General features: G+C 56.5%; 15 protein-coding genes and 1 pseudogene. 5 read left to right on the top strand and 11 right to left on the bottom strand.

Features of this window, described 5'->3' with window-relative positions:
• Positions 1-151: 151 nt before the first annotated feature.
• Positions 152-1,102, top strand: coding sequence for an AraC family transcriptional regulator (locus HA45_RS07060; RefSeq protein ID WP_100704319.1), 951 nt, complete (start codon positions 152-154; stop codon positions 1,100-1,102).
• On the opposite strand, the gene HA45_RS07055 is transcribed toward HA45_RS07060, so the two are convergent.
• From HA45_RS07055 to gltP, 6 genes and pseudogenes are all read right to left on the bottom strand, one after another.
• Positions 1,099-2,643 (bottom strand): methyl-accepting chemotaxis protein, encoded by a 1,545-nt coding sequence (locus HA45_RS07055; protein WP_100704318.1) that lies wholly within the window; start codon positions 2,641-2,643, stop codon positions 1,099-1,101. The genes HA45_RS07060 and HA45_RS07055 overlap by 4 nt on opposite strands.
• 198 nt (positions 2,644-2,841) lie before the next feature.
• On the bottom strand, positions 2,842-3,390 hold the full coding sequence (locus HA45_RS28025; protein ID WP_244563417.1) for an autotransporter outer membrane beta-barrel domain-containing protein: 549 nt from the start codon (positions 3,388-3,390) through the stop codon (positions 2,842-2,844).
• The gene (locus HA45_RS07050; RefSeq protein ID WP_244563416.1) at positions 3,324-8,924 is read right to left on the bottom strand and encodes an autotransporter outer membrane beta-barrel domain-containing protein; all 5,601 of its coding nucleotides are present in this window, start codon (positions 8,922-8,924) and stop codon (positions 3,324-3,326) included. Before HA45_RS07050 ends, HA45_RS28025 begins: the two co-directional genes overlap by 67 nt.
• 525 nt (positions 8,925-9,449) lie before the next feature.
• Complete coding sequence (gene murP, locus HA45_RS07045) at positions 9,450-10,889, bottom strand: PTS N-acetylmuramic acid transporter subunit IIBC (protein WP_100704316.1); 1,440 nt, start codon at positions 10,887-10,889, stop codon at positions 9,450-9,452.
• Positions 10,889-11,799: pseudogene (murQ, locus tag HA45_RS07040) on the bottom strand (N-acetylmuramic acid 6-phosphate etherase). Before murQ ends, murP begins: the two are co-directional and overlap by 1 nt.
• A 183-nt stretch (positions 11,800-11,982) precedes the next feature.
• Positions 11,983-13,284 (bottom strand): glutamate/aspartate:proton symporter GltP, encoded by a 1,302-nt coding sequence (gltP, locus tag HA45_RS07035; protein ID WP_100704314.1) that lies wholly within the window; start codon positions 13,282-13,284, stop codon positions 11,983-11,985.
• Positions 13,285-13,865: 581 nt separating this feature from the next.
• On the opposite strand from gltP, the gene acs reads away from it, so the two are divergent.
• From acs to HA45_RS07020, 3 genes are all read left to right on the top strand, one after another.
• Positions 13,866-15,821: an acetate--CoA ligase gene (acs, locus tag HA45_RS07030; RefSeq protein ID WP_100704313.1), complete on the top strand. Its 1,956-nt coding sequence runs from the start codon at positions 13,866-13,868 to the stop codon at positions 15,819-15,821.
• Positions 15,822-16,118: 297 nt separating this feature from the next.
• On the top strand, positions 16,119-16,448 hold the full coding sequence (locus HA45_RS07025; RefSeq protein ID WP_100704312.1) for a DUF485 domain-containing protein: 330 nt from the start codon (positions 16,119-16,121) through the stop codon (positions 16,446-16,448).
• Positions 16,445-18,097 (top strand): cation acetate symporter, encoded by a 1,653-nt coding sequence (locus tag HA45_RS07020; protein WP_100704311.1) that lies wholly within the window; start codon positions 16,445-16,447, stop codon positions 18,095-18,097. The genes HA45_RS07025 and HA45_RS07020 overlap by 4 nt, the downstream gene beginning before the upstream one ends.
• 82 nt (positions 18,098-18,179) lie before the next feature.
• On the opposite strand, the gene HA45_RS07015 is transcribed toward HA45_RS07020, so the two are convergent.
• From HA45_RS07015 to HA45_RS07005, 3 genes are all read right to left on the bottom strand, one after another.
• Positions 18,180-18,725 carry a YfaZ family outer membrane protein gene (locus HA45_RS07015; protein ID WP_100704310.1) on the bottom strand — a complete coding sequence of 182 codons (546 nt, stop codon included), beginning with the start codon at positions 18,723-18,725 and terminating at the stop codon, positions 18,180-18,182.
• 119 nt (positions 18,726-18,844) lie between these two features.
• Positions 18,845-19,540 (bottom strand): LrgB family protein, encoded by a 696-nt coding sequence (locus tag HA45_RS07010; protein ID WP_100704309.1) that lies wholly within the window; start codon positions 19,538-19,540, stop codon positions 18,845-18,847.
• Positions 19,533-19,958, bottom strand: a complete 426-nt coding sequence (locus HA45_RS07005) for a CidA/LrgA family protein (RefSeq protein ID WP_100704308.1) — start codon at positions 19,956-19,958, stop codon at positions 19,533-19,535. Before HA45_RS07005 ends, HA45_RS07010 begins: the two co-directional genes overlap by 8 nt.
• 105 nt (positions 19,959-20,063) lie before the next feature.
• Here HA45_RS07005 and HA45_RS07000 point away from each other — a divergent pair, with 105 nt between their 5' ends.
• The gene (locus tag HA45_RS07000; protein WP_100704307.1) at positions 20,064-20,966 is read left to right on the top strand and encodes a LysR family transcriptional regulator; all 903 of its coding nucleotides are present in this window, start codon (positions 20,064-20,066) and stop codon (positions 20,964-20,966) included.
• A 289-nt stretch (positions 20,967-21,255) separates the two neighbouring features.
• On the opposite strand, the gene HA45_RS06995 is transcribed toward HA45_RS07000, so the two are convergent.
• Positions 21,256-22,905: a Na+/H+ antiporter gene (locus tag HA45_RS06995; protein ID WP_100704305.1), complete on the bottom strand. Its 1,650-nt coding sequence runs from the start codon at positions 22,903-22,905 to the stop codon at positions 21,256-21,258.
• 139 nt (positions 22,906-23,044) lie between these two features.
• The gene (locus tag HA45_RS06990) at positions 23,045-24,394 is read right to left on the bottom strand and encodes an NCS2 family permease (protein WP_100704304.1); all 1,350 of its coding nucleotides are present in this window, start codon (positions 24,392-24,394) and stop codon (positions 23,045-23,047) included.
• Positions 24,395-24,446 lie beyond the last annotated feature (52 nt).

The raw sequence follows: 24,446 nt of genomic DNA, 5'->3' as shown, positions 1-24,446 counted from the left end.
TTTATCCACCGCTATACTTGTTTCGACTACTTCAGTATCCAGACTCATCTGTGATCCCCATCACAAAAATTCAGGTTGTAAGCATAGTGAGACAATGCAAGACGATCTATGATACAAAAACTTTGTTTTTTGATTATTCGTCTGGATTCGTATGAGCCGCTATGAAGATCTGACCAGTGAACTGCTGATGGGCATGCGCCTGTATGGCGTGAAATATCAGCGTATCGCCTTACATACCCCTTTTGGTTTGCAATACGATGACGCGCCAGGCAGAGCACAGTTGCACTTTGTCGGCCGCGGATCGCTGCTGATCCGCTCCGCTTCCGGGGTGATCTACCCACTGCAAGCGGGCGATGCGCTATTGATCCCGCACGGGAAAGCACACGCGCTGATCTCCAGCGAAGATGCTATCTGCGAACCGATCGGCACCTTCAACAGCAAGCCAATCTGCGGCAGCGTCTGCGCCATTGGTGACAGCAACGAAGATTGCCCGGACGACAGCGATGTGATCCTATTCAGCGCCTGCATGGCCTTCGAACTCGGCGGCATGCAACCGCTGGTGCACACCATGCCGGACGTGATGCTGGTGAGCACCCTGCTGGCACAATACCCGGAAATCCAACCGATTCTCGATGCGATGGAGCGCGAAACCCGCGACCGCAAAGCCGGTTTCGCCGGGATTCTCTCCCGACTGGCGGATGTGGTGGCGGCGCAGATTGTGCGCGGCTGGGTGGAGAACGGCTGCGGCAAAGGCAGTGGGTTGGTGCAGGCGCTGCGCGATCCACGCCTTAGCCAGGCGATGGCGGCGATGCATCGTGCCCCGGGAGAAAACTGGACGGTAGAACGTCTGGCACGCGAATCAGGCAGTTCACGATCGGTGTTTGCCGCCCGTTTTCAAACGGCCACCGGCATGACGCCGCTGCGCTACCTCACCGAATTGCGCATGCGACTGGCGGTAGAACGTATCGTCAATGAGGGTGAAGCAGTAGAAAGCGTCGCCTTCCACCTTGGTTACGGTTCGCTGGCCGCCTTTAGCCGGGCGTTTAAACGGATTGTCGGCACGCCGCCCGGCGCGTTGCGGGCGGCACGAGAAATCCTCTAACGGAATACGCTGATCGCTTCCACCAGGCGATTGGCCTGATGCGCCATGCGCCCTGAAGCTTCGGCGCTTTCCGCCACGCGGGCAGCATTGCGATGGGTAATATCGTCGAGGTCTTCAACTGCGGTGCTGACCTCGCTCAGCGCGATGGATTGCTCGGCGGTGGCAGAACTGATCTGGGCAATTAATGCCGTGACGTTTTGCACCTGATCAACTATCTCCTGCATGGTACGTCCGGCGGCATCGGCGTGATCGCTGCCCGACTGCACGCGGCTGGCGCTGGTTTCCACTAGGTTTTTGATTTCACTGGCCGCTTTGGCACTGCGCTGTGCCAGGCTGCGCACCTCACCGGCTACCACGGCAAACCCTTTGCCCTGTTCTCCGGCGCGCGCGGCTTCCACCGCTGCGTTCAGTGCCAGAATGTTGGTCTGGAAGGCGATGCCATCAATCACGCTGGTGATATTGGCGATGCGCTTCGAACTGTCGGCGATCTCCGCCATCATGCCCACCATCTCCTGCATCACTTCACCGCCTTTCAGGGCCGCATGACTGGTGTTCTCCGACAGCTTGTTCACCTCATGAGCGGTATCGGTATTGCTTTTCACCGTCGCGGTCATTTCATTCATGGTGGCGGCGGTTTGCTGCACGTTGGCCGCGGCCTGCTCGGTGCGGCGGCTCAGCTCATCGTTGCTGCGCGCAATGGCACCGCTGGCGCTGAGTACATTGATTGCCTGGCCGCTGACGTCATCCACCAGCCAGCGGAACATCAGGCCAAGTTGCCCGATGGCGCGCAGGGTAATGCCGATCTCATCCACGCGATCCAACTGCTCCACCTTATGGCTGGCACCGGTGGCGACGCTCAATGCCTGACGGCAGATACGCTCCATCGGACGTGAGATTTGCTGTTCCAGCCACAGACTCGCCAGCAGCAACAAACCTGCCATGCCTGCGGCAAATCCGCCCAGCGCCATCGGTGCCATCCCCAGCAGCCAGACGCCGACAACGGAGAGCGGCAGCACGGTCAGTAAAGTAGAGCGAATACGCCAGCGCAGCGGCATGATTTTTAACAGTGATCCGAGACGACGCCAGCCGGTGCCGACCAGCAGCCCTTTATGAAAACGGCGGCCTTTGGCCCGCCCTTCGCGGAAATCTCGATACAGCGCTTCAGTCTGGCGGATTTCTTCGGTGGAAGGCTTGGTGCGTACCGACATGTAACCCTGCACCTTGCCTTCACGCACCACCGGAATCGCATTGGCCCGCACCCAATAGTGATCACCATTCTTACGACGGTTTTTTACTAGCGCAGTCCAGGGTTCGCCCTGTTTCAGCGTGGCCCACATGTCGGCAAAAGCTTCCGGCGGCATATCCGGGTGACGCACCATGTTATGCGGTTGACCGTTAACCTCCTCCGGCTCAAAGCCGCTGACCTCGATAAAAGCGTCGTTGGCATAGGTGATGTGGCTGTTGAGATCGGTGGTCGACATCAGCGTGGCGTCATCGTCAAAGATGAACTCACGTTGAGTAATAGGCTGGTTGTTCCGCATGTGTGTTGTCCTTGCAAGATGCAGGCTAAAGGAAAAAATCAATTACACTTTTTTACCTTTTCGGCAGCAGAGCAGGCAGGCTTTAGCACTAAGAATTAATTTTTATCCTGAATTAAAGCCATGGTGAACAATACCCCTGTTTTTTATGGCAGAAATTGATCGATAAAATTTTATTTAGAGTATATGAAATACCCTCATTTAAAACTGCCACCTGACGCCAACGTTATAGCGCCAGCCTTTAGCGCCGTTGCTGCCGATCTCTCTGCGGTAATCGGCCTCTGCATACAGTGAGACATCCTTTTGCAGCGTGGCGGTGCCGCCTGCGCCCACTTCCCACATTTGCCCAAAGTGCCCGCTGGTGAAGGTGGCGCTCAGTGCAGGATTTTCCACCGAAGAGATGTTAGTGTCCGCCGTGCCGCCCCAGCCTTTGTAGTAGTTGGCGCGCAGGTAAGGGGTATATTGGCGATTGCTGTCATCCGTCCAGGTGCGATCAAGACGTGCGCCCAAACGTCCAATGGTCTGGTTGTAATCGCCGTAACGCACCTTGTTACCGTCTTCATCGGTGAAGTCGTTCATGTTCAGCTTCATGTACATCAGCTGCGCCTGCGGCTCCAGCTTATAACCATCGCCGAGATCAAACGGATAGCCGCTCTCCAGCGAGGCGGTCCAGCCGTGACCTTTCAGCCTGGCCTCCTGCTTTTGCCGTGCAATGTCGGTTTCACCGCGATGCCAGTCGAACGACAGCACACCATCCAGATAGAATCCGTTCTGCCGCTGCCAGGTGCCGTAAAGGCCAGGCTATCGCTGTCGAAGGTGGTGCTGCTGTAACCATCGGCGGCATCCGGACGGATGCGCGTGTTACCACGCGTGTAAGCTAAGCCACCGCGCAGGCTGTCTTTGTCCCCGTCCAGACGCAGAACGTTGCCGCCCACCTGCACCGCGCTGTAATCCAGATCAAAGTCGTAACCGTAATCGCGGAAGCTCTGGTCGCTTTTGTATTTCAGGTTGGAACCGATGTAGCGCAGGAACATCTCGCCGCCCTCGCCTTCCGGCCGGGTTTGCTCATGGCGCAGTTCACCGAGACGCTTATGCAGATCGTCGATAATCGCCGAGGTGTAATAGGCAAGGCCAACCGGTGCGGAGATATAGGAAGGCACCTGCGGCACCACGGCGGGACGCGCATCGTAGCTTCTCCCGCTGCCAAACGCATCGGTGATAAAGGTCGATGGGCAGCTGGCGCCATCTTCACAAACGTAATAATTCGCCAGCCGGTAATCCCAGTAATTGTTGCCACTGCCACTGACCAAACGCTGGCCAGGATCGGTACTGCCCGGTGCGAAGGAGTAGAGCCGGTATTGCCAGGGCCCTGCGCCGAGATAGCCGTCTTTAAGGGCAAAGCTGTTGGGACCGGCGTTGCCCGCGACCTGTACCAGCGAAATCCCCTCGTTGCCCTCGATGCCGCCGTTGCGGTTGAGGTCGGTTAACGCGCCGGTGCTGCTGTCGGTCAGTTTGACGTTCACCAGCGTGGTGCCCGTGGCATTGCCGGTGACGTTGAGATGGTCGGTGAACTGATTGTTCAGCGCGCCGCCTTCGTTAAGGTCGGTGATCAGATTGAGTTGGCCGCCGCTGGAGGCCAGCGAACCATCGATATTTAACGTGTTGCCCGGCGAGCCCGCGCCGTTGGTCAGATCGAGAAGACCGGCGTTGTTCACCGTCAGTGAATCCGCCGTGCCGCCTGCTAACGTCGGATGCACATTGTTGCCCGCGTATAACGTGGAATCCGCATCCACATTAATGGTGCTGTGCGCCAGTTTGAGGTTGTCGGTCAACGTCCATTGCGTATCGGCAAAGTTGATGGTGCTCCAGCCGCTGCCGAGGTTAACCCCTTTGTTAAGGTCATCTGCGCTCAAGCTCCCGCCACGCGAATCGATCTGGTTAAAGGTTAGGGTGTTACCGGTTCCGCTGCCGCTGGTGAGGTGATAGGTGGTGCCGAGATCCACATTGCTGACCTCCGCGCTGTTGTTAGCGTCATTGCCCATCGTCAGGCTGCCGTTAAGCGTACCGCCCGTCCAGCGGAACACATCCGCCCCGCCGCCGGGATTGATATCGCCGCGTACATCGCCTTCGGTCAGCAGGATTTCATCATTGGCATTGCTGCCTGCCACCGCCACGGTTTGCGGATTGGCGGTGATGATGTTGCCGAGGTTTTCGAAGATGGTTTTACCCCCACGCAAATCCACCACCGGCGCGATCAGGCTGTTCGAGGTGAACGTTCCGGTGTTGACGATGGTGCCCGCCGTGCTGGAGATCAGGGCCGATCCACCTGCCGGATTGTCGATCGTGACATCTGCGGCGGTGGTGACATTGCCGGTGGTGTTGGCGCGAATACCGCTGCCGCCCGCGCCGGTGACATTGAATTGATAGCCCGAGCCCAGCGTTAAATCGCCGCTGGTGGTCGATCCATCTTCATTGGCGATGTTCAGGCCGGTGCCGCTGCCGGTCACATGGGTTGTTACCGTTGAGGCGGGATCAAACGGCACCGCAGTGCGGATCCCGTTGCCATTCGCCACGTTGATCGTGAGATTGTTCAGGCTCACATTGCTGAGTTCGGCGCGGTTTTCGATGCCGTTGCCGCTGCCCAGCACATTCACCGTGGCATCGCTGGCGCTGAGCGCACTCGCGCCGTTATCGACCAGGATGCCGTGCGCCGTGCCGCGCGTGGTGATCACCGTATCGCTGCCGGTCAGTGCCAGCTGTGCGCCATTACTGATACGCACGCCTGCCACGCCGTTATCCACATTGATAGCGCCGCCTCTTGCCAGCGTGCTGCCGCTGCCGGACACATCCAGCCCGGTGCCGTTCGCCACATTCACCGTGCCGTTGTTGGTCAGCGTACTGCCTGCGCGTGAGCGAATGCCGATCGTGTTGCTGCCGGTGAGATCCACCGCTCCGTTGTTAACCAGCGTGGCGCCGTTGGTGACATCAAAGCCGATGGCGTTTGTGCCTGCGCCGCTGAGGTTGGCATTGCTGGTGACGATAGTCGCTGCTGACGTGCCATCCAGCGCATTGCTGAGATCGCTGCGCAGATTATTGACCAGCACGCCGATAGCGCTATTGCCGCTCACATTAATGCTGCTGCCGCTATCAAGCGTGGTCACCGCGCCGCCTTCGGTACGAATCGCCGTGCTGCCCTGACCGCTGGCGGTGAAGCTGGCGTTAGCCGTGTTCAGCGTGCTGCCGTTGCCAGAGACAATAACGCCGGTGCTGTTGATGCCGCTGGTGGTCAGCGCCGTCGGGTTGCTGAAGCTCAGTGCGGCGCCATCATCGATGCGGTATCCGGTTGAATTGAGTGTATTCACGTCCAGCGCGTTGGCGGCCGAGATGATGCGTGAGCCGCTGCCTGCCGCGTGATAAGCAATCTGATCGCTGTTATTAAATATCGGCGTGGAGCCGGTGGCGATATTCACCCGTGCGCCGTTGATTGCCTCTGCGCCAATTGCGCCAGTGCCGTTAAGATTCAAGGTTCCGCTGTTGAGGTTGGCGATTGCCCGACTGCCGCTGGCGCTGACTCCCCGGCTGCGGCGGGTGGTACTGCCGCCATTGACATTGATATTGCCACTGTTGTTGGCCGTGGTGTTGGCTGTGCTGCCGCTGCTGTTCACCGCAATCCCAGTGCCACCATCGTTGATATTAATGTTGCCGCTGTTGGTTCCGGTCGCACCACTCTCCACGCGAATGCCGGTGGCGTTCGCGCCGCTGAAAGTAATATCGCCGGTGTTATTGAGCTGTGCGCGATTACGCGCCAGATAGCCAATCAGCCCGCTTTGCGACGAGTTGAGCGTCGCCGCCGAACTCAGCGTGGTGCTGATCACCGGTGCGCCGCTGTTGCTGCCCGCCAGCGTATGTTTCTGCCCATCGACAATCGCGCCAATGGCGTTGTTGCCGGTGAGGTTGATGGTGGTGTCGTTGTCGATGCTGCCCGTTGCGCCGCCTTCAATATTCACCCCCGTCGCGCCCGCGCCACTGACGTTGAGCGTGGCGTTGCGGGTATTCACTTCGGTGCCGCCAGTGCCGCTGCCGTTCACCGCCACAGAACCTGCGCCCGATGCGGTGAGCGAAAGATCGGTGCCATCAAAATCCGCACCCTGTTCAACGCGGAACAGTGTCGAGTTGGTGGTGGTGACATTGAAGGGATTGTTCCCGGCCACGTTAATCCGCGCATTGGGGCCGTAGGCGAAGAAGGCGATCTGATTGCTGCCGTTGCTGAAGGTCGGTATCGCGTTGGCCGCCACCTCCACCGTGGCATTGCCGCGCGCGTGTACACCTATCGCACCCGTGCCGCTCAGATTCACCGGACCATTAACGTCTGCGCTCGCCTGACCATTTCCCTGGCCTTCCACCCACACGCCGAAGTTACGCGTGCCGCTGGCCGGATCGGCGCCGCCAGCAACGTTGATGGTGCCCGTTGAGCTGGCGGAAGCGGTATTACCATTAGTCGCCACCACCTTCACACCCGTACCGTTGACGCCGTTAAGATTAATGGTACCGCTGTTGTCGATGGTGCCGCTGCTGTTGGTCACCAACATCCCGACGTTTTCACGCGGCACGCTGGCGGCAGCGCCATTGACATCAATGGTGCCGTTATTGAGCATCGTGACGCCGCTGGCGCCCGTTGCTGACATGCCCGCCGCATTCTGCACCTTAGTGCCGATCACGATATTACCGTTGTTAGTCGCAGAGCCGTTGGCCACCAGCGCAATCCCGCTGGTGAGGCCGCTCTGATTCATCGCGGTATCCGCCACACTGTCGGTCAGGCTGTTTTGCGGACCGCGACCAATATAAATCTGCCCATCGGCATTATTGGTAAAGGTGGAAGTCGGTGCTGTCAGCAGTACACCAGAGGCGGTGCCGCGCGCGCTTGAACCATTGACGCCGACGTTGATGTTGCCGCTGTTGCTGGACATAGCGTCATCTTCCAGTCGAATCCCCGCCACGCCATACTGCGAGTTACTGCCGATAGTCGCCAGATTGACAATGCCGTTGTTATTGAACGCACTGCCGCTCTGCACCAGCACGCCGTTTGCACCATAGCCGGTAGAGCCGATGCCGGTGCCATCCTGGCGATTAAGGAACCCGCCGTTGATAACGCCGGTGCTGCTGGTGCTGCCACTGCTGTTATCGGAGAGCACCAGCGCAGTGCCGTTGTTGGCGACAGAACCGCGGCTCGCAAGCTTACCATCAATCACCGCCTGCGCGCCGTTGGAAGCTTTAATTGCCCCGCCCGTCGATCCCACCACTTCCAGCGTTTTGCCCGCAGCCAGATTGACACGAGCGTTAGGGCCATCGGCATTGACCACGATGCGGTTACCAATCGACTCTGTGACTTCATCCGGCGGTGTGGCGCTGACGTCATACACGATATTGCCATTGGTGACGGTGACCGCTTTATTGAACTCGGTGAGGTAATTGGCTTTGTCCAGATTGCCCGCTTGCAGCTGGCTAATCAGCCAGTTGTTGTAGGTCTGCAGTTCGCTGGCGCTGGTCACGCTGAAGGTATGAGAGACGCCATCCAGCGTTTGCACATTTACGCTGCCGCTGTAGGTGGCGAGATTTTGTACCTGAAAGGTTTGCGTGGCGCCTGCACCATCCGGTGTGGCGGCAGTGCCAAAGAAGCTGATGCGATTGTTGGAATTCCAGTCCAGCGTGCTGCCGCTGCCTACCTGGAACAGCGTGGTCTGCTTGGCTGCCATACTCCAGCTGTTGGTGCTGGCGCTACTGGCGGCGTTCGCTTGCCCAATATTCACATCGAGCGTGCCACCATTCGAGACATCGGCGATGCGCACATTGATGTATTGATCGCCATTCACATTGACCACATCCGGCACCGCGGTGTCAGACGTCACCGGCGTTTGCGCCACCAGGCTGGCAGAGTTATACACCTGGAACGTGGTGTTGCCGCCGGTAGTGGGATCCGGCACGGCAATGGCAAAATTTTGCGGACCGGGATCGAGTCGCGTTTGATTCAGAAACTGCGCACCCGAAGTGATATTCACCTGGCCCAGGCTCGAACTCACCGATCCATCCGTTCCCGGTGCGAAATCAGGATTGCCCGTTAGCGCTTCATTGCTGCCGTTGACGTTAATACTCTGCTCGCCAAAGAGGTTGTCATTAACCAGCGGTGAATAACTTCCCAATGTAATGGCTTGCGCACTTATTGCCGGATAGAACAGCGCTTGCGCAGCTAATATTCCGAACGCAATCGGATTTAATGTGAACTTCATACTTCCTCCCGTGGGCGAGCAGCGTCCACGCTGTTATTGCAACAACGTTAAATTCATCGCGAGGGGATACAGCGGCAGGAATAACACCAACCCCGATAAGCAATTAATTTCTGAGAACCACTGTGTGAAGAAAATAGGGTGTAGCGAATAGGGAGAGTAGAAACTGTTTTTATAGATTAATTGGCTTTAGGTATAGACTTTTTTGCCATTGGAAGCAAAAGACAATTATGTTTAACCCTTTGTCATATTGAAGAAATAATTGCCGAGGCGGGCAAGATTATCAGGAAAGATTAAGACCAGCCTTTCCCAATAATTAGCATGCTAAGGTGCTAATAATTTCTTTATTTTTCCTTATCGTTTTATTTACGAATGGTACCGCGTTGAGGGAAGCGTTAGCACCAGGCTAAGCGATACGGTTAAACGCTAAAATGTGACTCGCATCACAAATTAAACCCTTGGGTACGCGACTGAAAAGGCGGCCTATTGGCCGCCCTTGGGCAAATCACCGTGCGCTCTCAGCCTTCACTAACTCAAATCCACGCCTTTGGTTCCGCCCCACCAGGTGAAAGCGAAACCGCCGATCCACGCAACAATTAATCCTGCGAGGTACACCGCCATACCGGCAAAAATGCCTTGTGATGATGTCATCAACGGGAGCGTGACCAGTCCCGACGGGCCAAACACGGTATTCATCCCCACCGGCAATCCCAGCCAGGCTACCAAACCAATGAAAAACCCGCCCAGCGCACCGCCAAAACAGGCGGTAATAAACGGCTTGAGACGCGGCAAGGTCACGCCATAAATCAGCGGTTCGCCTACGCCTAACAGACCCGGCACAATGGCCCCTTTGATCTGGCTACGCAGCAGCGAGTGTTTATCGGCCTTGCACCACAGCGCCAATGACGCGCCCACCTGACCGGCTCCCGCCATCGCCAGAATCGGGAATAGCGAATTGAAGCCCTGGGTTTCCATCAGCGCAAAATAGACCGGAATAAAGCCCTGATGAATGCCGAACATCACCGCAATCAAAAACAGCCCGGCCAGAATGGCGCAGCCAAACGGATTGTTATTGAGATGAATAAACAACCACGACATGCCTTTAAATAACTCACCGCCAATTGGCATAATCACGATAAAGGTGACCGCACCGGTGATTAATAACGTGAGTAATGATGTCAAAATCATGTCGAGATTATCGGGGATGATTTTGCGCAGTTGTTTCTCGATCCACGCACCGAATATCGCCGCCAATAATACGCCGATGATATTGCCGCGCGGATCAATCGCCATGCCAAAGAAATCTGACATCCCGCTGTAATAGCCCACCGTGGCTTTTGGCATATAACCGAGCACAAACAGTGAGGCGATAATGGCACCATTCACGCCGGTGCCGCCAAAGGCTTTTTGCGCGTTGTAACCAATGAGAATACTGAGGAAGGTGAACAGCCCTTTGCCGAACACTTTCATGTAGGCCACGGTATCCAGCAACCACTGCGCATGCTCGCCGGGCTGGTTGAGGTGGAAAATCTGCTCAATCAGCGTGGCGAATCCCAGCAGTAAGCCTGCACCGATAAAACCGGGGATCAGTGGCGTGAAGATGGTGGCGAAGCAGGAAAGGAAGCGGTGCAGCGCGCTGGTCTGTTTGGCTTTCATCTGCTGCTTTTGTGCCGAGGCAATACTGCTCAAATCCTGCGGCGTGTCCGTTTCATCGCTATCCAGTAACGCCTGCATTTTCTCTGCCGCGGTTTGCGCTTTGCCGGGGCCGAGGACAATTTGTAGCTGCGCATCGCTATCAATTACCCCCAGCACACCGGGCAACGCTTTCAACCTGGCGTGATCCACCTGGGCCGCATCCGCCAGCGTCAGGCGCAGACGCGTCATGCAGTTGCCGCACTGCACGATATTGCGCGCGCCACCTACCGCTTGCAGGATATCGCGCAGTAATCCTTCGGTAATGGCGGCCATTATTGTGCTCCTGCATCACGCAACGCGTTGCGGATAAAGCCGCTGTTTTGCTTCAGCAGCGTTTTGGCCTCGGTGGCATCCAGTCCTGCTAACACCATTACAATCGCGGTTTTGCAGTGGCCCTGACAGGCGTTTAGCGCCTGCTGCGCGGTATCGTCATCGCAGTCGGTGGCTTGTTTCACGATATTGATTTGGCGCTGCACCAGCTTTTGGTTGGTGGCTTCGACATCCACCATCAGATTGCCGTACACCTTGCCACTGCGGATCATCGCGCCGGTGGTGAGCATATTGAGCACCAGCTTTTGTGCCGTGCCCGCTTTCATGCGCGAGGAACCGGTAACCACTTCTGGCCCCACCACTGGCGTGAGCGCCACATCGGCGGCCTGCGACATCGGGCTGTTGGGATTGCAGGTGAGCGCCGCGCTGAACGCGCCCAGCTGTTTCGCATAGGCTAATGCGCCCAACACATAGGGCGTACGACCGCTGGCGGCAATGCCCACCAGCACGTCATTGGCGTTGAAATCGATGTCCTTTAAATCCTGTGCGCCCTGCTCGACGTTGTCTTCCGCATTCTCCACCGCCTGCAAATCGCGGTGTGGCCGCCAGCAATTAATCCCACCACCTGCGAGCGCGGCGTGCCGAAGGTCGGCGGGCACTCGCTGGCATCAAGAATACCGAGACGGCCTGACGTGCCCGCCCCACAATAGATGAGGCGTCCGCCTTTGCTGAAGGCTGCGGTAATCGCATCCACCACCTGTGCGATCTGCGGCACGATAGCTTCCACCGCCAGTGCCACTTTTTTGTCTTCATCATTAATGACGCGCAGCATCGCTTCGGTGGATAGCTCATCAATATTTTGGCTCGCCGGGTTACGGCCTTCGGTGATCATCTGGCTGAGGTCGATCTGCATCACGCACTCCTGTGTAAGAATAAATTATTCAAAAACTATATACCATTTTGAATTGTTAATTCCTGTTCGGTCATCATGTTTTTGTACTTTTTGCAGAGGCAGGCATAAAAAAACCCGCCGGATGGCGGGTTTAGTTAAATACGCATTAATGTGCATTACACCATTGAGGTGCGGCCCTTGGTATTAACTGGCACTTTGTGTGCGCAGTTGCAGCTCGTAGGCTTCGGCTTGTTTAGTGTCGAACTGGTTTTCCCAGCGTGCAATCACCAGCACCGCCAGCGCATTACCGATCACGTTCAATGCGGTACGCGCCATGTCCATGATGCGGTCCACACCGGCGATAAACGCCAGGCCTTCCAGTGGAATGCCCACGCTACCGAGTGTCGCCAGCAGCACCACGAAGGACACGCCCGGCACGCCAGCGATACCTTTTGAGGTCACCATCAGCGTCAGTACCAGAATGATTTCATCGGTCAGCGACAGATCGATGCCGTACAGCTGCGCGATAAAGATCGCCGCGATGCTCTGGTACAGCGTTGAACCATCAAGGTTAAACGAGTAACCGGTTGGCACCACGAAGCTGGTGATGGCTTTTGGCGCACCGTAGGCTTCCATCTTCTGCATGATGCGTGGCAGCACGGTTTCTGAACTGGAGGTGGAATACGCCAGAATCAGCTCATCTTTCAGAATGCGCATCAGTGTGGTGATGCGCAATTTACAGATGCGTGCGACCGTTCCCAGCACCACGAAAGCAAAGAACAGAATCGCCACGTACACCAGCAGCACCAGCTTGGCCAGCGGATAGAGTGAGGCAAAACCAAAGTTAGCGATAGTGACCGCAATCAGCGCAAACACGCCAATCGGCGCATAACGCATGATCATGTGCGTCACTTTAAACATGGTTTCAGAAATCGAACGGAACACCGTCACCAACGGATCGCGATGTTCTGAAGGCAAGGCAGACAGCCCCATACCAAACAGCACCGAGAAGAAGATGATTGGCAGCATATCGCCCTTCACCAACGAGGCGAAAATGTTCTGCGGAATCAACGACAGAATGGTGGTGACCAGGCCGTGAGGGGCACCTTGAACCGCTTCCGTTGTCGCTTCGTACTTAGAGATGTCCACCGTTACCAGCGTTGACATATCAATGCCGCTACCGGGTTGGAATACGTTGGCCAGCGTGATGCCGACCACAATGGCAATGGTGGTGATCACTTCAAAATAGACGATGGTTTTGACACCAATACGTCCGAGCTTTTTCGCATCGCCGACGCCAGCAATCCCGACAATCAGAGATGAAATCACAATCGGCACCACAATCATCTTGATCAGATGAATAAAGATGTCGCCTGCAGGCGTGAGAAGGTTAGTGATTAACCATTCACGATCGTCTGGCTGATTATGCAGCACGGTTCCGACGATGACGCCGAGAATCAAGGCAATCAAAATTTGCCAGGCAAGGGTGAGTTTAAAACCTTTCATAACGCGTTACTTTCCTCAGTAAAAACCCCTTTGCTCCTCTGCGAAGGTGCAGAAGACATGACGCACAGGGAAGTGAGCAAAAGCCCGATAAAATAGAGGGTTATATAGGACTGCAACAAACACTACTGCATGAGCATTTTGCGCTTGCGCGATGATGCAGCCTGAGTGGATACCTGCTGAACAGGGCCGAGATAAGTACCATTTTCACTACGGTAATTGCAACCCCTGGGGACTTAGCTTAAATCCTGCGCAGGTGAGTAGCATAAAATGCTGACATTTACTTTTAGTCATAACTCGCTGTTATGAAAAGTGTTAATTCGATAATTTTCCGCATAGCTATTCACTATCGCGCAAAAAACCTCCCGGCGCGTTTGCTGATTATTTAACCAGCGACAACGTCTGATTTCGCGAAAAGCAACAGACGGGGTCTCATTTGTTTCAGAGATGAACAGTATGAATTCGGGTGCTTTTCAGGCATACAAAAGGTCGTGATCCAGACAGCAAAATAGAAACAAAGCTTTGTCGAGCTCTTCAATTAACCTTTGATTGACATATGATTAACATCTTCAAGGAGGTCAGCCATGAGCCAAATACATAAGCATCCTGTACCCGCTGCCGTCGCAGCGAATGCCCTGATTAATGCCGACCAGTATGCGGCGCTGTATCAACAATCGGTTGACGATCCCGATGCCTTTTGGGGTGAGCAAGGTAAAATCCTCGACTGGATCAAGCCCTACAGCAAGGTGAAAAACACCTCCTTTGCTCCCGGCAATATTTCGATTCGCTGGTATGAAGACGGTGCGCTGAATCTCGCCGCCAACTGCCTTGACCGCCATTTGCAAACGCGTGGCGATCACCCGGCGATTATCTGGGAAGGCGATGACGCCAGCGAAAGCAAAACCATTACGTTCCGTGAATTGCACGGCGACGTGTGCCGCTTTGCCAATGTGCTGCTGAGCCTCGGCGTGAAGAAAGGCGATGTGGTCGCCATCTATATGCCGATGGTGCCGGAAGCGGCCGTGGCGATGCTGGCCTGTGCGCGTATCGGTGCGGTGCACTCGGTGATCTTCGGCGGCTTCTCACCGGAAGCGGTGGCCGGTCGCGTGGTGGATTCCAACGCCAAACTGGTGATCACCGCAGACGAAGGCGTGCGCGCTGGACGCAGCATCCCGCTGAAGAAAAACGTCGATGACGCACTGAATAACCCGAGCGTCACCAGCGTCAAAAACGTGGTGGTGTTCAAGCGCACCGGTAAAGACACCGGCTGGCGCGAAGGTCGCGATCTGTGGTGGAACGAACTGGTAGCCAAGGCCAGCGATCAGCATGAACCGGTGGCGGTTGAAGCTGAGCACCCGCTGTTTATCCTTTATACCTCCGGTTCCACCGGCAAACCTAAAGGCGTGCTGCACACCACCGGCGGTTATCTGGTGTATGCCGCCAGCACCTTCAAATATGTGTTTGATTACCATCCAGATGATGTTTACTGGTGCACCGCCGATGTGGGCTGGATCACCGGCCACAGCTACCTGATTTACGGTCCGCTGGCCTGTGGCGCAACCACCCTGATGTTTGAAGGCGTGCCGAACTGGCCGAAGCCGAGCCGCATGGCCGAAGTGGTGGATAAACACAAGGTGACGCTGCTGTACACCGCGCCGACCGCGATTCGTGCCTTGATGGCCGAAGGCGATAAAGCGATTGAAGGCACCAGCCGCAGCAGCCTGCGCATCATGGGTTCCGTCGGCGAGCCGATCAACCCGGAAGCCTGGGAGTGGTATTACAAGAAGATCGGCGACAGCCGCTGTCCGATTGTTGATACCTGGTGGCAGACCGAAACCGGTGGCTTCATGATTACCCCGCTGCCAGGCGCAATCGAGCTGAAAGCCGGTTCGGCCACCAAGCCGTTCTTTGGCGTGCAGCCTGCACTGGTGGATAACGAAGGCAACGCGCTGGAAGGCGCAACCGAAGGCAATCTGGTGATCAACGATTCGTGGCCAGGCCAGGCGCGCACGCTGTATGGCGATCACGACCGCTTCGAACAAACCTACTTCTCCACCTTCAAAAACCGCTATTTCAGCGGTGACGGCGCACGTCGTGATGAAGATGGTTATTACTGGATCACTGGCCGCGTCGATGACGTACTGAACGTCTCCGGTCACCGTCTCGGCACCGCAGAGATTGAATCGGCGCTGGTGTCGCATCCGAAGATTGCGGAAGCGGCGGTTGTGGGCATTCCTCACAGCATTAAAGGCCAGGCGATCTATGCTTATATCACGCTGAACCACGGCGAAGAGCCATCGCCAGAGCTGTATACCGAAGTGCGTAACTGGGTACGTAAAGAGATCGGCCCCATTGCCACACCGGATGTACTGCACTGGACCGACTCGCTGCCGAAAACCCGCTCCGGCAAGATTATGCGCCGCATTCTGCGCAAAATCGCGGCGGGCGATACCAGTAATCTCGGCGATACCTCTACCCTGGCCGATCCGGGCGTGGTAGAGAAATTGCTGGAGGAGAAGCAGTCCATCACCATGCCGTAATCGGCATCGACGCGACGGAGAGTGTCAGCCTGTCCACGGCAGGCTACTCTCCGTCATCCCCACCTTACGCCGTACGCTTTTCACCATCGCACAACCTATACCCAAAATAATTCGAGTTGCAGGAAGGCGGCAAGAATGAGAATTCCAGCAGCTTACTGAAGTCAGTGACTGGGATGAGCATACGCTGCCAACGCACCTGAAACTTGAAGTATGAAGGGTATATATAACTAGAATATTCAGCAGTTTAAATCATTTAACCGTGAGATATCTGCCTGCCTTTCCTCTGGAGAAACTGTGATGAACGAAACCCTAAATCAACAGGAAGCAGTCTGGCAACAAATCGAGAGTAACCCGCGTTTTCAGGAGTTGGTGCACAAGCGCCAGTCCTTTGCGCTGTTGCTCAGTATCATCATGCTGGTGTTGTACGTCGGCTTTATTTTGCTGATCGCCTTCGCCCCTGGTTGGCTCGGTACGCCGCTGCATGCAGGCACCAATGTCACACGCGGAATACCGATCGGCGTTGGCTTAATTGTGGTGTCGTTCCTGCTCACCGGCATTTATGTGTGGCGCGCTAACGGCGAGTTTGATCGCCTGACCAAGCAGATCCTGAGCGAGGTGAAATCATGAAGCGCCTGTTCTCAGCTTTGTTAGCCATTGTGCCCGCCAGCGTGTTTGCCGCCGACGCCATTACCGGCGCGGTGCAAAAACAGGCCACCAACTACGAAGCCATCATCATGTTCGTGGTGTTTGTGGCAGCGACACTCGGCATCACCTATTGGGCCTCCAAACGCACCCGTTCACGTAACGATTACTACACGGCGGGCGGCAACATTACCGGCTTCCAGAACGGTCTGGCGATGGCCGGTGACTTTATGTCTGCGGCCTCGTTCCTCGGGATATCGGCGCTGGTTTATACCTCGGGCTACGACGGACTGATCTACTCGCTCGGCTTCCTGGTCGGCTGGCCAATGATTCTGTTCTTGATTGCCGAGCGCTTGCGTAACCTCGGGCGCTACACCTTTGCCGATGTGGCCTCTTATCGCCTGCAGCAGAAACCGATTCGTACGCTGTCGGCCTGTGGCTCGCTGGTGGTGGTGGCGCTGTATCTGATCGCGCAGATGGTTGGCGCGGGCAAACTTATCCAGCTGCTGTTTGGTCTCGATTACCATATCGCCGTGGTGTTGGTGGGTATTTTGATGGTGATGTATGTGCTGTTTGGCGGCATGCTGGCCACCACCTGGGTACAGATCATCAAAGCCGTGCTGCTGCTGTTCGGTGCCAGCTTTATGGCGATTATGGTGATGAAAACCACCGGCTTTAGCTTCAATACGCTGTTTACCGAAGCGATGGCAGTCCATCCAAAAGGCGCGGCGATTATGCAACCGGGCGGGCTGGTGAAAGATCCGATATCGGCGCTGTCGCTCGGCTTAGGACTGATGTTCGGTACCGCTGGTTTACCGCACATCCTGATGCGCTTCTTTACCGTGGCGGATGCACGTGAAGCGCGTAAGAGCGTGTTCTGGGCCACTGGCTTTATGGGCTACTTCTACTTCCTCACCTTTATCATCGGCTTTGGTGCCATCTTGCTGGTCGGTGCGAATCCGGCCTTTAAAGATGCTTCGGGGGTGCTGATTGGCGGCACCAACATGGCGGCGGTGCATCTGGCGAATGCGGTCGGTGGTAGTTTGTTCCTCGGCTTTATCTCGGCGGTCGCTTTCGCCACCATTCTGGCGGTGGTTGCCGGATTGACGCTGGCCGGGGCTTCTGCGGTATCGCATGACCTGTATGCCAGCGTGATCCGCAAAGGCCAGGCGACTGAGCGTGATGAGCTGCGCGTGTCGAAGATTACCGTGCTGATCCTCGGCGTGGTGGCGATTGTGCTGGGCATTGCGTTTGAGAAACAGAACATCGCCTTTATGGTCGGTCTGGCATTCTCGATAGCGGCCAGCTGTAACTTCCCGATTATTTTGCTCTCGATGTACTGGTCAAAACTGACCACGCGCGGCGCGATGATAGGCGGTTGGCTGGGGCTGATTACGGCGGTGGTGCTGATGATTCTCGGGCCGACCATTTGGGTGCAGGTTTTGGGGCACGCCAAACCGGTTTATCCGTATGAGTATCCGGCACTGTTCTCAATGGCGGCGGCGTTTATCGGCACCTGGCTGTTCTCGATTACCGATCACTCCAGACAGGGTGCTGAAGAGCGGGCTAAATTCCGCGGTCAGTTTATTCGTTCACAAACTGGCGTGGGGATTTCGCAGGGCAAATCGCATTAAACAAAAATGCCGCCCAAATGGGCGGCATTTCGTTTAGGCGATGATGAATCCGACGCGCCATCAGATGCATCGGGTGCCATCATTAGAAACGCAGTGACGCGCCCACGTACGGGCCATCGACCAGCACGTTGTCTTTGCGGTCGCCTTTGTTGTTCAGCTCGATGTACTGGTAACCCACACGCAGGTTCAGCAGTGAAATCGGGGTGAAGCTCAGACCACCAGACGCTTCGGTATAGCTATCCAGACGATCGGAGAACGCTTCTGGCGCATAGTAGTACTCGCCGTACAGGCCCCACATGCTGTTGAAGTTGTACTGTGCACCGGCACCTACAGCAACGGTGAAGCCATCACGACCATCTTCCGGATGGGTGAACAGTGCTTTAGCGGTAGGAGCAATGCGGAAATCACCCAGGTCGATGTTGTAACCCGCGCCCAGACCGTAGGTGCTGCCATCGTGATCGCTGCGCAGCCAGTTGCCTTTCAGGAACAGGCCAGGAGAAGTTGTGCCGAGGCCAAGGTTCAGGTTGGTGCTATGCTCACCCACGTCAACACTGCCCTCAATCGCCTGTGCGCCGCTGCTCAGCAGTGCCAGACCCAATACGCTTCCAGTAACAAGTTGCTTAAACATATGATTCCACTCCATGAAGGACAAATAAGTCGGCGCAAAGGGTAACAGCCTGAGAGCAGGAGACAACTTTATTTGGAAAGCTTTACGTAAAAATCGATGACAGTGCGCAAAGCGGCTGATTAAGCCGCCCACAGCAGGTGGCCCAACAGCGGAGCCAGAATCACCGTCACCACGCCCGACAGCATCATCACCAGGCTCGATACCACGCCCTCTTGCTGACCTAATTGATAAGCGCGTGCGGTGCCCGCACCGTGTGACGCGGCACCAAAACCAGCACCTTTCGCCACGCCCTGTTTGATGGCGATACGCAGAAACAGCACATCGCCCACCGCCATGCCAAACACCCCGGTGATCACCACAAACAGCGCCACCAAATCCGGCTGGCCGCCAATTGGTAATGCGGCCGCCAGTGCAAACGGCGTGGTAATCGAGCGCACCGCGAGGCTGCGCTGGATGGTTTCAGGCAGCATTAACAGCCGCGCCAGCCAGACGGAACTGCACACTGCCACCAGCGTTGCCGTTAATACGCCGACACTCAGCGATAACCAGTGACGCTTAATGATCTCCAGGTTCTCATACACCGGCACGGCAAACGCCAGCGTTGCCGGGCCCAGCAGCCAGATCAGCCAGTGGCTTTCTGCGATGTAATCTTTCCAGCTGACGTGTGTCAGCAGGAGCAGCGCCACCAGCACCACTGGCGTCAACACCAGCGGCATCAGCAGTAATGTCTGTTTGCGGCGATAGAGCCGTTTATTGAAGAAATACACCAGCAGCGTCAGCGCCAGACACAGCAGGCTAATGATGAAATCAGCCATGATGCGCCTGCTTACGGGCGGCACGTGCCAGTTCAAAACGATACAGGCGATCCACCACCAGCGAGGTCGCCGCCAGCACTAACAAAGTACTGACCGCAATCACCACGCAGATGCGCCAGCCCTCACTGCGCAGCAAATCGCTGTAGTTGACCACCGCCACCACCGCAGGAATAAAGAACAGCAGCATTTCCGCCAGCAGCCAGTTGGCACCGGCTTTAACCCAACGCAGCGGTACTACGCGCGTCATGATCAGCAACAGCAGCAGCACCATCCCAACCACATTGGCGGGCAATGGCAGATGCAGCCAGCTCACCAGTTTATCGCTGGCGATAAATAGGCCGATATACAGCACCAGCTGTAACGGCACGAACACACGTTGCAGGATATCCGTTCTACGCGGACTTAATGCCAACGCCATTTTCCTCTCTCCCCGGTATTGAATGTGGGCTTCAGTATAAATCCCGAGCAAACCGTGAAAGAAATGAATTAAAATCATTCAAACTATGCCAAAAAGGAATGCTTTATGGATGTCCGCGCCCTGCGCTATTTCACCGAAGTGGTGCGCCAGCAAAGCTTCACCCGCGCCGCCGAGAAGCTGTACGTCACGCAACCGACCATCAGTAAAATGCTGCGTCAGCTGGAGGAGGAACTTGGCTGTACGTTGCTGTTGCGCGAGGGACGAAAACTGCATCTTACCGATAGCGGCCAGGCGGTGTATCAGCGCGGACTGGCGATTCTTCAGGAGTTTCATCAGCTGGAAGCGCAGATCGGCGATATCAATGAATTAAAAACCGGTGAACTGCGGCTGGGCATTCCTCCGATGGTCGGGATGCAGATCGCCGGTTCGATCTCGGCGTTTCGCCGCCGTTATCCGGGCGTGCAGTTGAAGATTGTCGAATCCGGCGGCTTAACGGTGCAGCAGGCGGTGCTGAGCGGCGGACTGGATATCGCCCTCACCGCGCTGCCGGTCGATGCCGATTTGCCGCTTAACACGCTGGAACTGATGCGCCATCCGTTGTGCGTGCTGCTGCCACGCAACGCGCAATGGCTGAATCGCAGCAGCCTCGGTTTGAAGGAGCTGGCGGCTCATCCGTTGCTGATTCTTAATGAAGAGTTCTCACTCAATAGACAGTTAATGAAGGCATTTCAGCGTCAGGGGCTTACGCCGGAAATTGCCGTGCGCAGCGCGCAGTGGGATTTCCTGGCGGCGATGGTGCAGGCTGAAATGGGGCTGGCGATTTTACCCGAGCCGATTTGCCAGCGGCTGGATAAGCAGTCGCTGCTGTGGCTGCCGCTGGAATCGGAGTTGCAGTGGAGTTTGGGATTGATCTGGCGCGAGGGGAGCTATTTGTCGCGCAGTGCGCAGGCATGGATCGATTGCTGCCGCGAGCATTGGCCGGACGCGCCGCCACGGTTGTCGGTGTAGCGATGAGCTAATTTTGCCAGGCGCGCATCAGTGCGGGTTGTTAAAAAGGGCACGATAGTGGAGGCCAGAGCGCCTCTGCTGCTGCAAGGGCTATCCGCAGCGCTGAGGCTTTTACGTTGGGCCAGGAGCCAGGCGCAGGGATGCGACTGGCAGTTCGGGTTGGCCAGGACGGCCTTACCCGAACGATCCGTAGGCACGACGTGGAAGCCGAAGGCACCGCGTCAGCGGCGCGAGGACGGACCGGCAGCTGCAGAGGTGCTCTGGCCCGCGCTCAAGTAGGCCGTCTGGTTTATTCCTCTTTCTCTATCAGCAGTGCTTCCAGCAGATCGAGGTCGCGCAGCAGCTTTTGCATCGTCTCGTTGGAGATCTCCTGCGTCGCGCGCAGATGGTAAACCTCGGCGCGCTCAGCACGCAGCGCATTCAGGCGGAAACGACGCTCCAGGTTTTCGGCAAATAACGCCTGATCCACCTCGTCTTTGCCCACCACACGGCGACGCAGGTTGCCAATCACCCGCAAGCTGACCTCTTTCAGCAATTCCGGATCGATGTTCTCTTCAGTATCGCTTTCCAGTCGCTGCTCCATCTTATGCAGGCTCTCAATGGCGACATTGGCCATTGCCGCACGCGCATGCTGGATTTCACGACGGTGTCCCGACTTATCGGTGCTTTCCATGCCGCGCAGCAGCATCGGCAGCAGGATTACGCCAACAAACAGCGAAAACAGAATCACGCCGGTGGCGATAAACACCAGCTCATAGCGCGCCGGGAACGGCTCGCCATTGCTGAGGAACAGCGGAATCGACAGCACACCGGCCAGCGTAATCGCACCACGCACACCGGCAAAGGAGGCGATGAGCAACTCACGGAATGAGTAGTTAGAGAACTCCAGCGGCTTCTTCTTGAGAAAACGTAAGCTGGCGCGTTGCATGATCCACAGCCAGCCGAAACGCACGATCATCAATGCGCCATACACCAGCGCGACATCGGTAAACAGCATCCACAGCTCAACGTTAGGATCGGCGTTAGCCTGTGTTACCGAGGTTTCCAGGATGTCCGGCAACTGCAGGCCGAGCATCAGGAACACCATGCCGTTAAACACGAACTCCAGCATCTGCCAGACGCTATTGGCGCGCAGACGCATCGCCAACGGAGCCTGACGGATGATGCCAGAACGGGTAATCGTCATCCCGGCTGCCACTGCCGCAAGGATGCCCGACACGCCAAGGTGTTCAGCAATCAGGTAAGAGGCAAACGGCAACAGCAACAGCAGCACGGTTTGCGTGGCCGGGTCATCACCGCTCCAGCGGCTGAGCAGACGCAATGAACGACCATACAGCCAGCACACCGCGACACCGGCGATCAAACCGCCGATCGCCACTTTGAGGAACTCAACGCTGGCGCCGCCCCAGGTAAACACCATGGTGCCCATCGCGACCGCAACCGCAAACTTCAGGGACACCAGGCCGGATGCGTCGTTCATCAGGGCTTCACCCTGCACGATCGACATAATTTTTTTCGGGATGCGGCCTTCACCGACAATGCCGGATAGCGCCACGGCATCGGTGGGTGACAGCACCGCCGCCAGCGCGAAGGCAGGGATCAACGGAATGCCCGGCACCAGCCAGTAAATCAGATAACCGATGCCGACCACGGTAATTAATACCAGCACCAGCGCCAGACCGATGATTTCGCGTCCGTGGTGCAGGAATTCGTTGATCGGCGTTTTCCAGCCATCGGCAAACAGCAGCGGCGGGATGAACAGCACGAGGAACAGTTCAGGATCGAAATCCACATGCAGGCCAAAGCTCGGCACGGCTAACAAGGCACCGGCGGCAATTTGCACCAACGGCAGGGGAATTTGGAACGGCAAAATGCGCGCCGCCACACCGGAGAGGGACACCACCAGCGTCATGATGAGAATAGTAAAGAAGATTTCCATGCTTTCCTTAGGCGAATCAATTTCATTAAAGCGATGTTGTTGCGCTGGAAAGTGTAAAACAAAACGCCGCACAAAGGGGCAACCCTGCGTGCGGCGTGGACCAGAAAGAGAGTTATCTGGAAATAAGCGCGTTCAGAAGTTAGATGGCCCAGCCACCGGCGTAGAAGGCCACCAGCGCAACAGCAATCACCACCGTGCCAACGTTCAGCTTGCGCCATTCACCCGCAAACACGCGGCCAATCACCAGTGAGCCGAAACCCAGCATAATGCCGGTGACAATGTTGCAGGTCAGCACGATAAACACGGCGGTGACCAAACCCGACATCGCATCGACAAAATCATTGAAATCGATCTTCGCCACGTTGCTCAACATCAGCAAGCCAACGTACATCAATGCCGGCGCAGTTGCGTAGGCCGGCACCAGATAAGCCAGCGGAGACATAAACAGAATCAGCAGGAACAGCAGGCCGACAACAATCGCTGTCAAACCGGTTTTACCGCCCGCCGCCGTTCCGGCGGCAGATTCGATATACACCGCCGCAGGCGAAGCACCCACCAGCCCGGCAAACAGGCTGCTGACAGAATCGGTGGTCAACGCGCGGCCACCGTTAATGATCTGACCGTCTTTATCCAGCAGATTCGCCTGGCCCGCCACTGCACGAATGGTGCCGGTGGCATCAAATACCGCGGTCATCACCAGCGCCAATACGCTGGGCAGCACCACCGGTTGCAGCGCGCCCATGATATCGAGGCTAAACATCGCCGACTGACCATTTGCATCCTTCAGGCTCGGCATAGCAAACAGCCCCTGATAAGTCACCGCCGGGTCAAAAATCAGTCCCAATACTGAAATCGCCACGATGGTCAGCAAAATGCCGCCTGGCACACGACGTTTTTCCAGACCAAAAATCGCCGCCAGACCTATCAGCGCCATGATCACCGGGAACGACATGAAGTGACCCAGAGCCACCGGCAAGCCCGGTGCTGGGTTCTTCACCACCAAACCGATACCGTCCGCAGCAATCAGCAGCAGGAACAGGCCAATACCGACACCTGTGCCATGTGCTACGCCCATCGGTAGATTACGCAGAATCCACGCACGGATGCCGGTGACGGAAATCAGGGTGAACAGCAGCCCCATCAGGAAGACCGCGCCAAGGGCGACAGGTACGCTGATGTGTTGGCCAAGCACCAGGCTAAACGCAGTGAAGGCCGTGAGCGAGATTGCACAGCCAATCGCCATCGGCAGGTTGGCCCACAAGCCCATGATGATCGAACCAAAACTGGCGACCAGGCAGGTGGCAACAAACACAGCAGTCGGCGAGAAGCCGGCTTTACCGAGCATGCCAGGTACCACGATGACGGAGTACACCATCGCTAAAAAGGTAGTCAGACCCGCCAGCACTTCCTGACGCACGCTGCTGCCGCGCGCTGAAATGTTGAACCAGGCATCCAGTTTTCCACTGGCCGGGCGTAATTCGCCAGACATAGTCAATCCTCTGCGTTTTTAAAATGATCGAAGCCGCACGGCCCGGGTTTGC

Origin of the sequence: Pantoea rodasii (assembly GCF_002095465.1) — a bacterium.
Taxonomy (GTDB): Bacteria; Pseudomonadota; Gammaproteobacteria; order Enterobacterales; family Enterobacteriaceae; genus Pantoea; species Pantoea rodasii.
The sequence above is the reverse complement of the archived record's forward strand: the minus strand, read 5'-3'. Positions and strand labels throughout refer to the sequence as shown.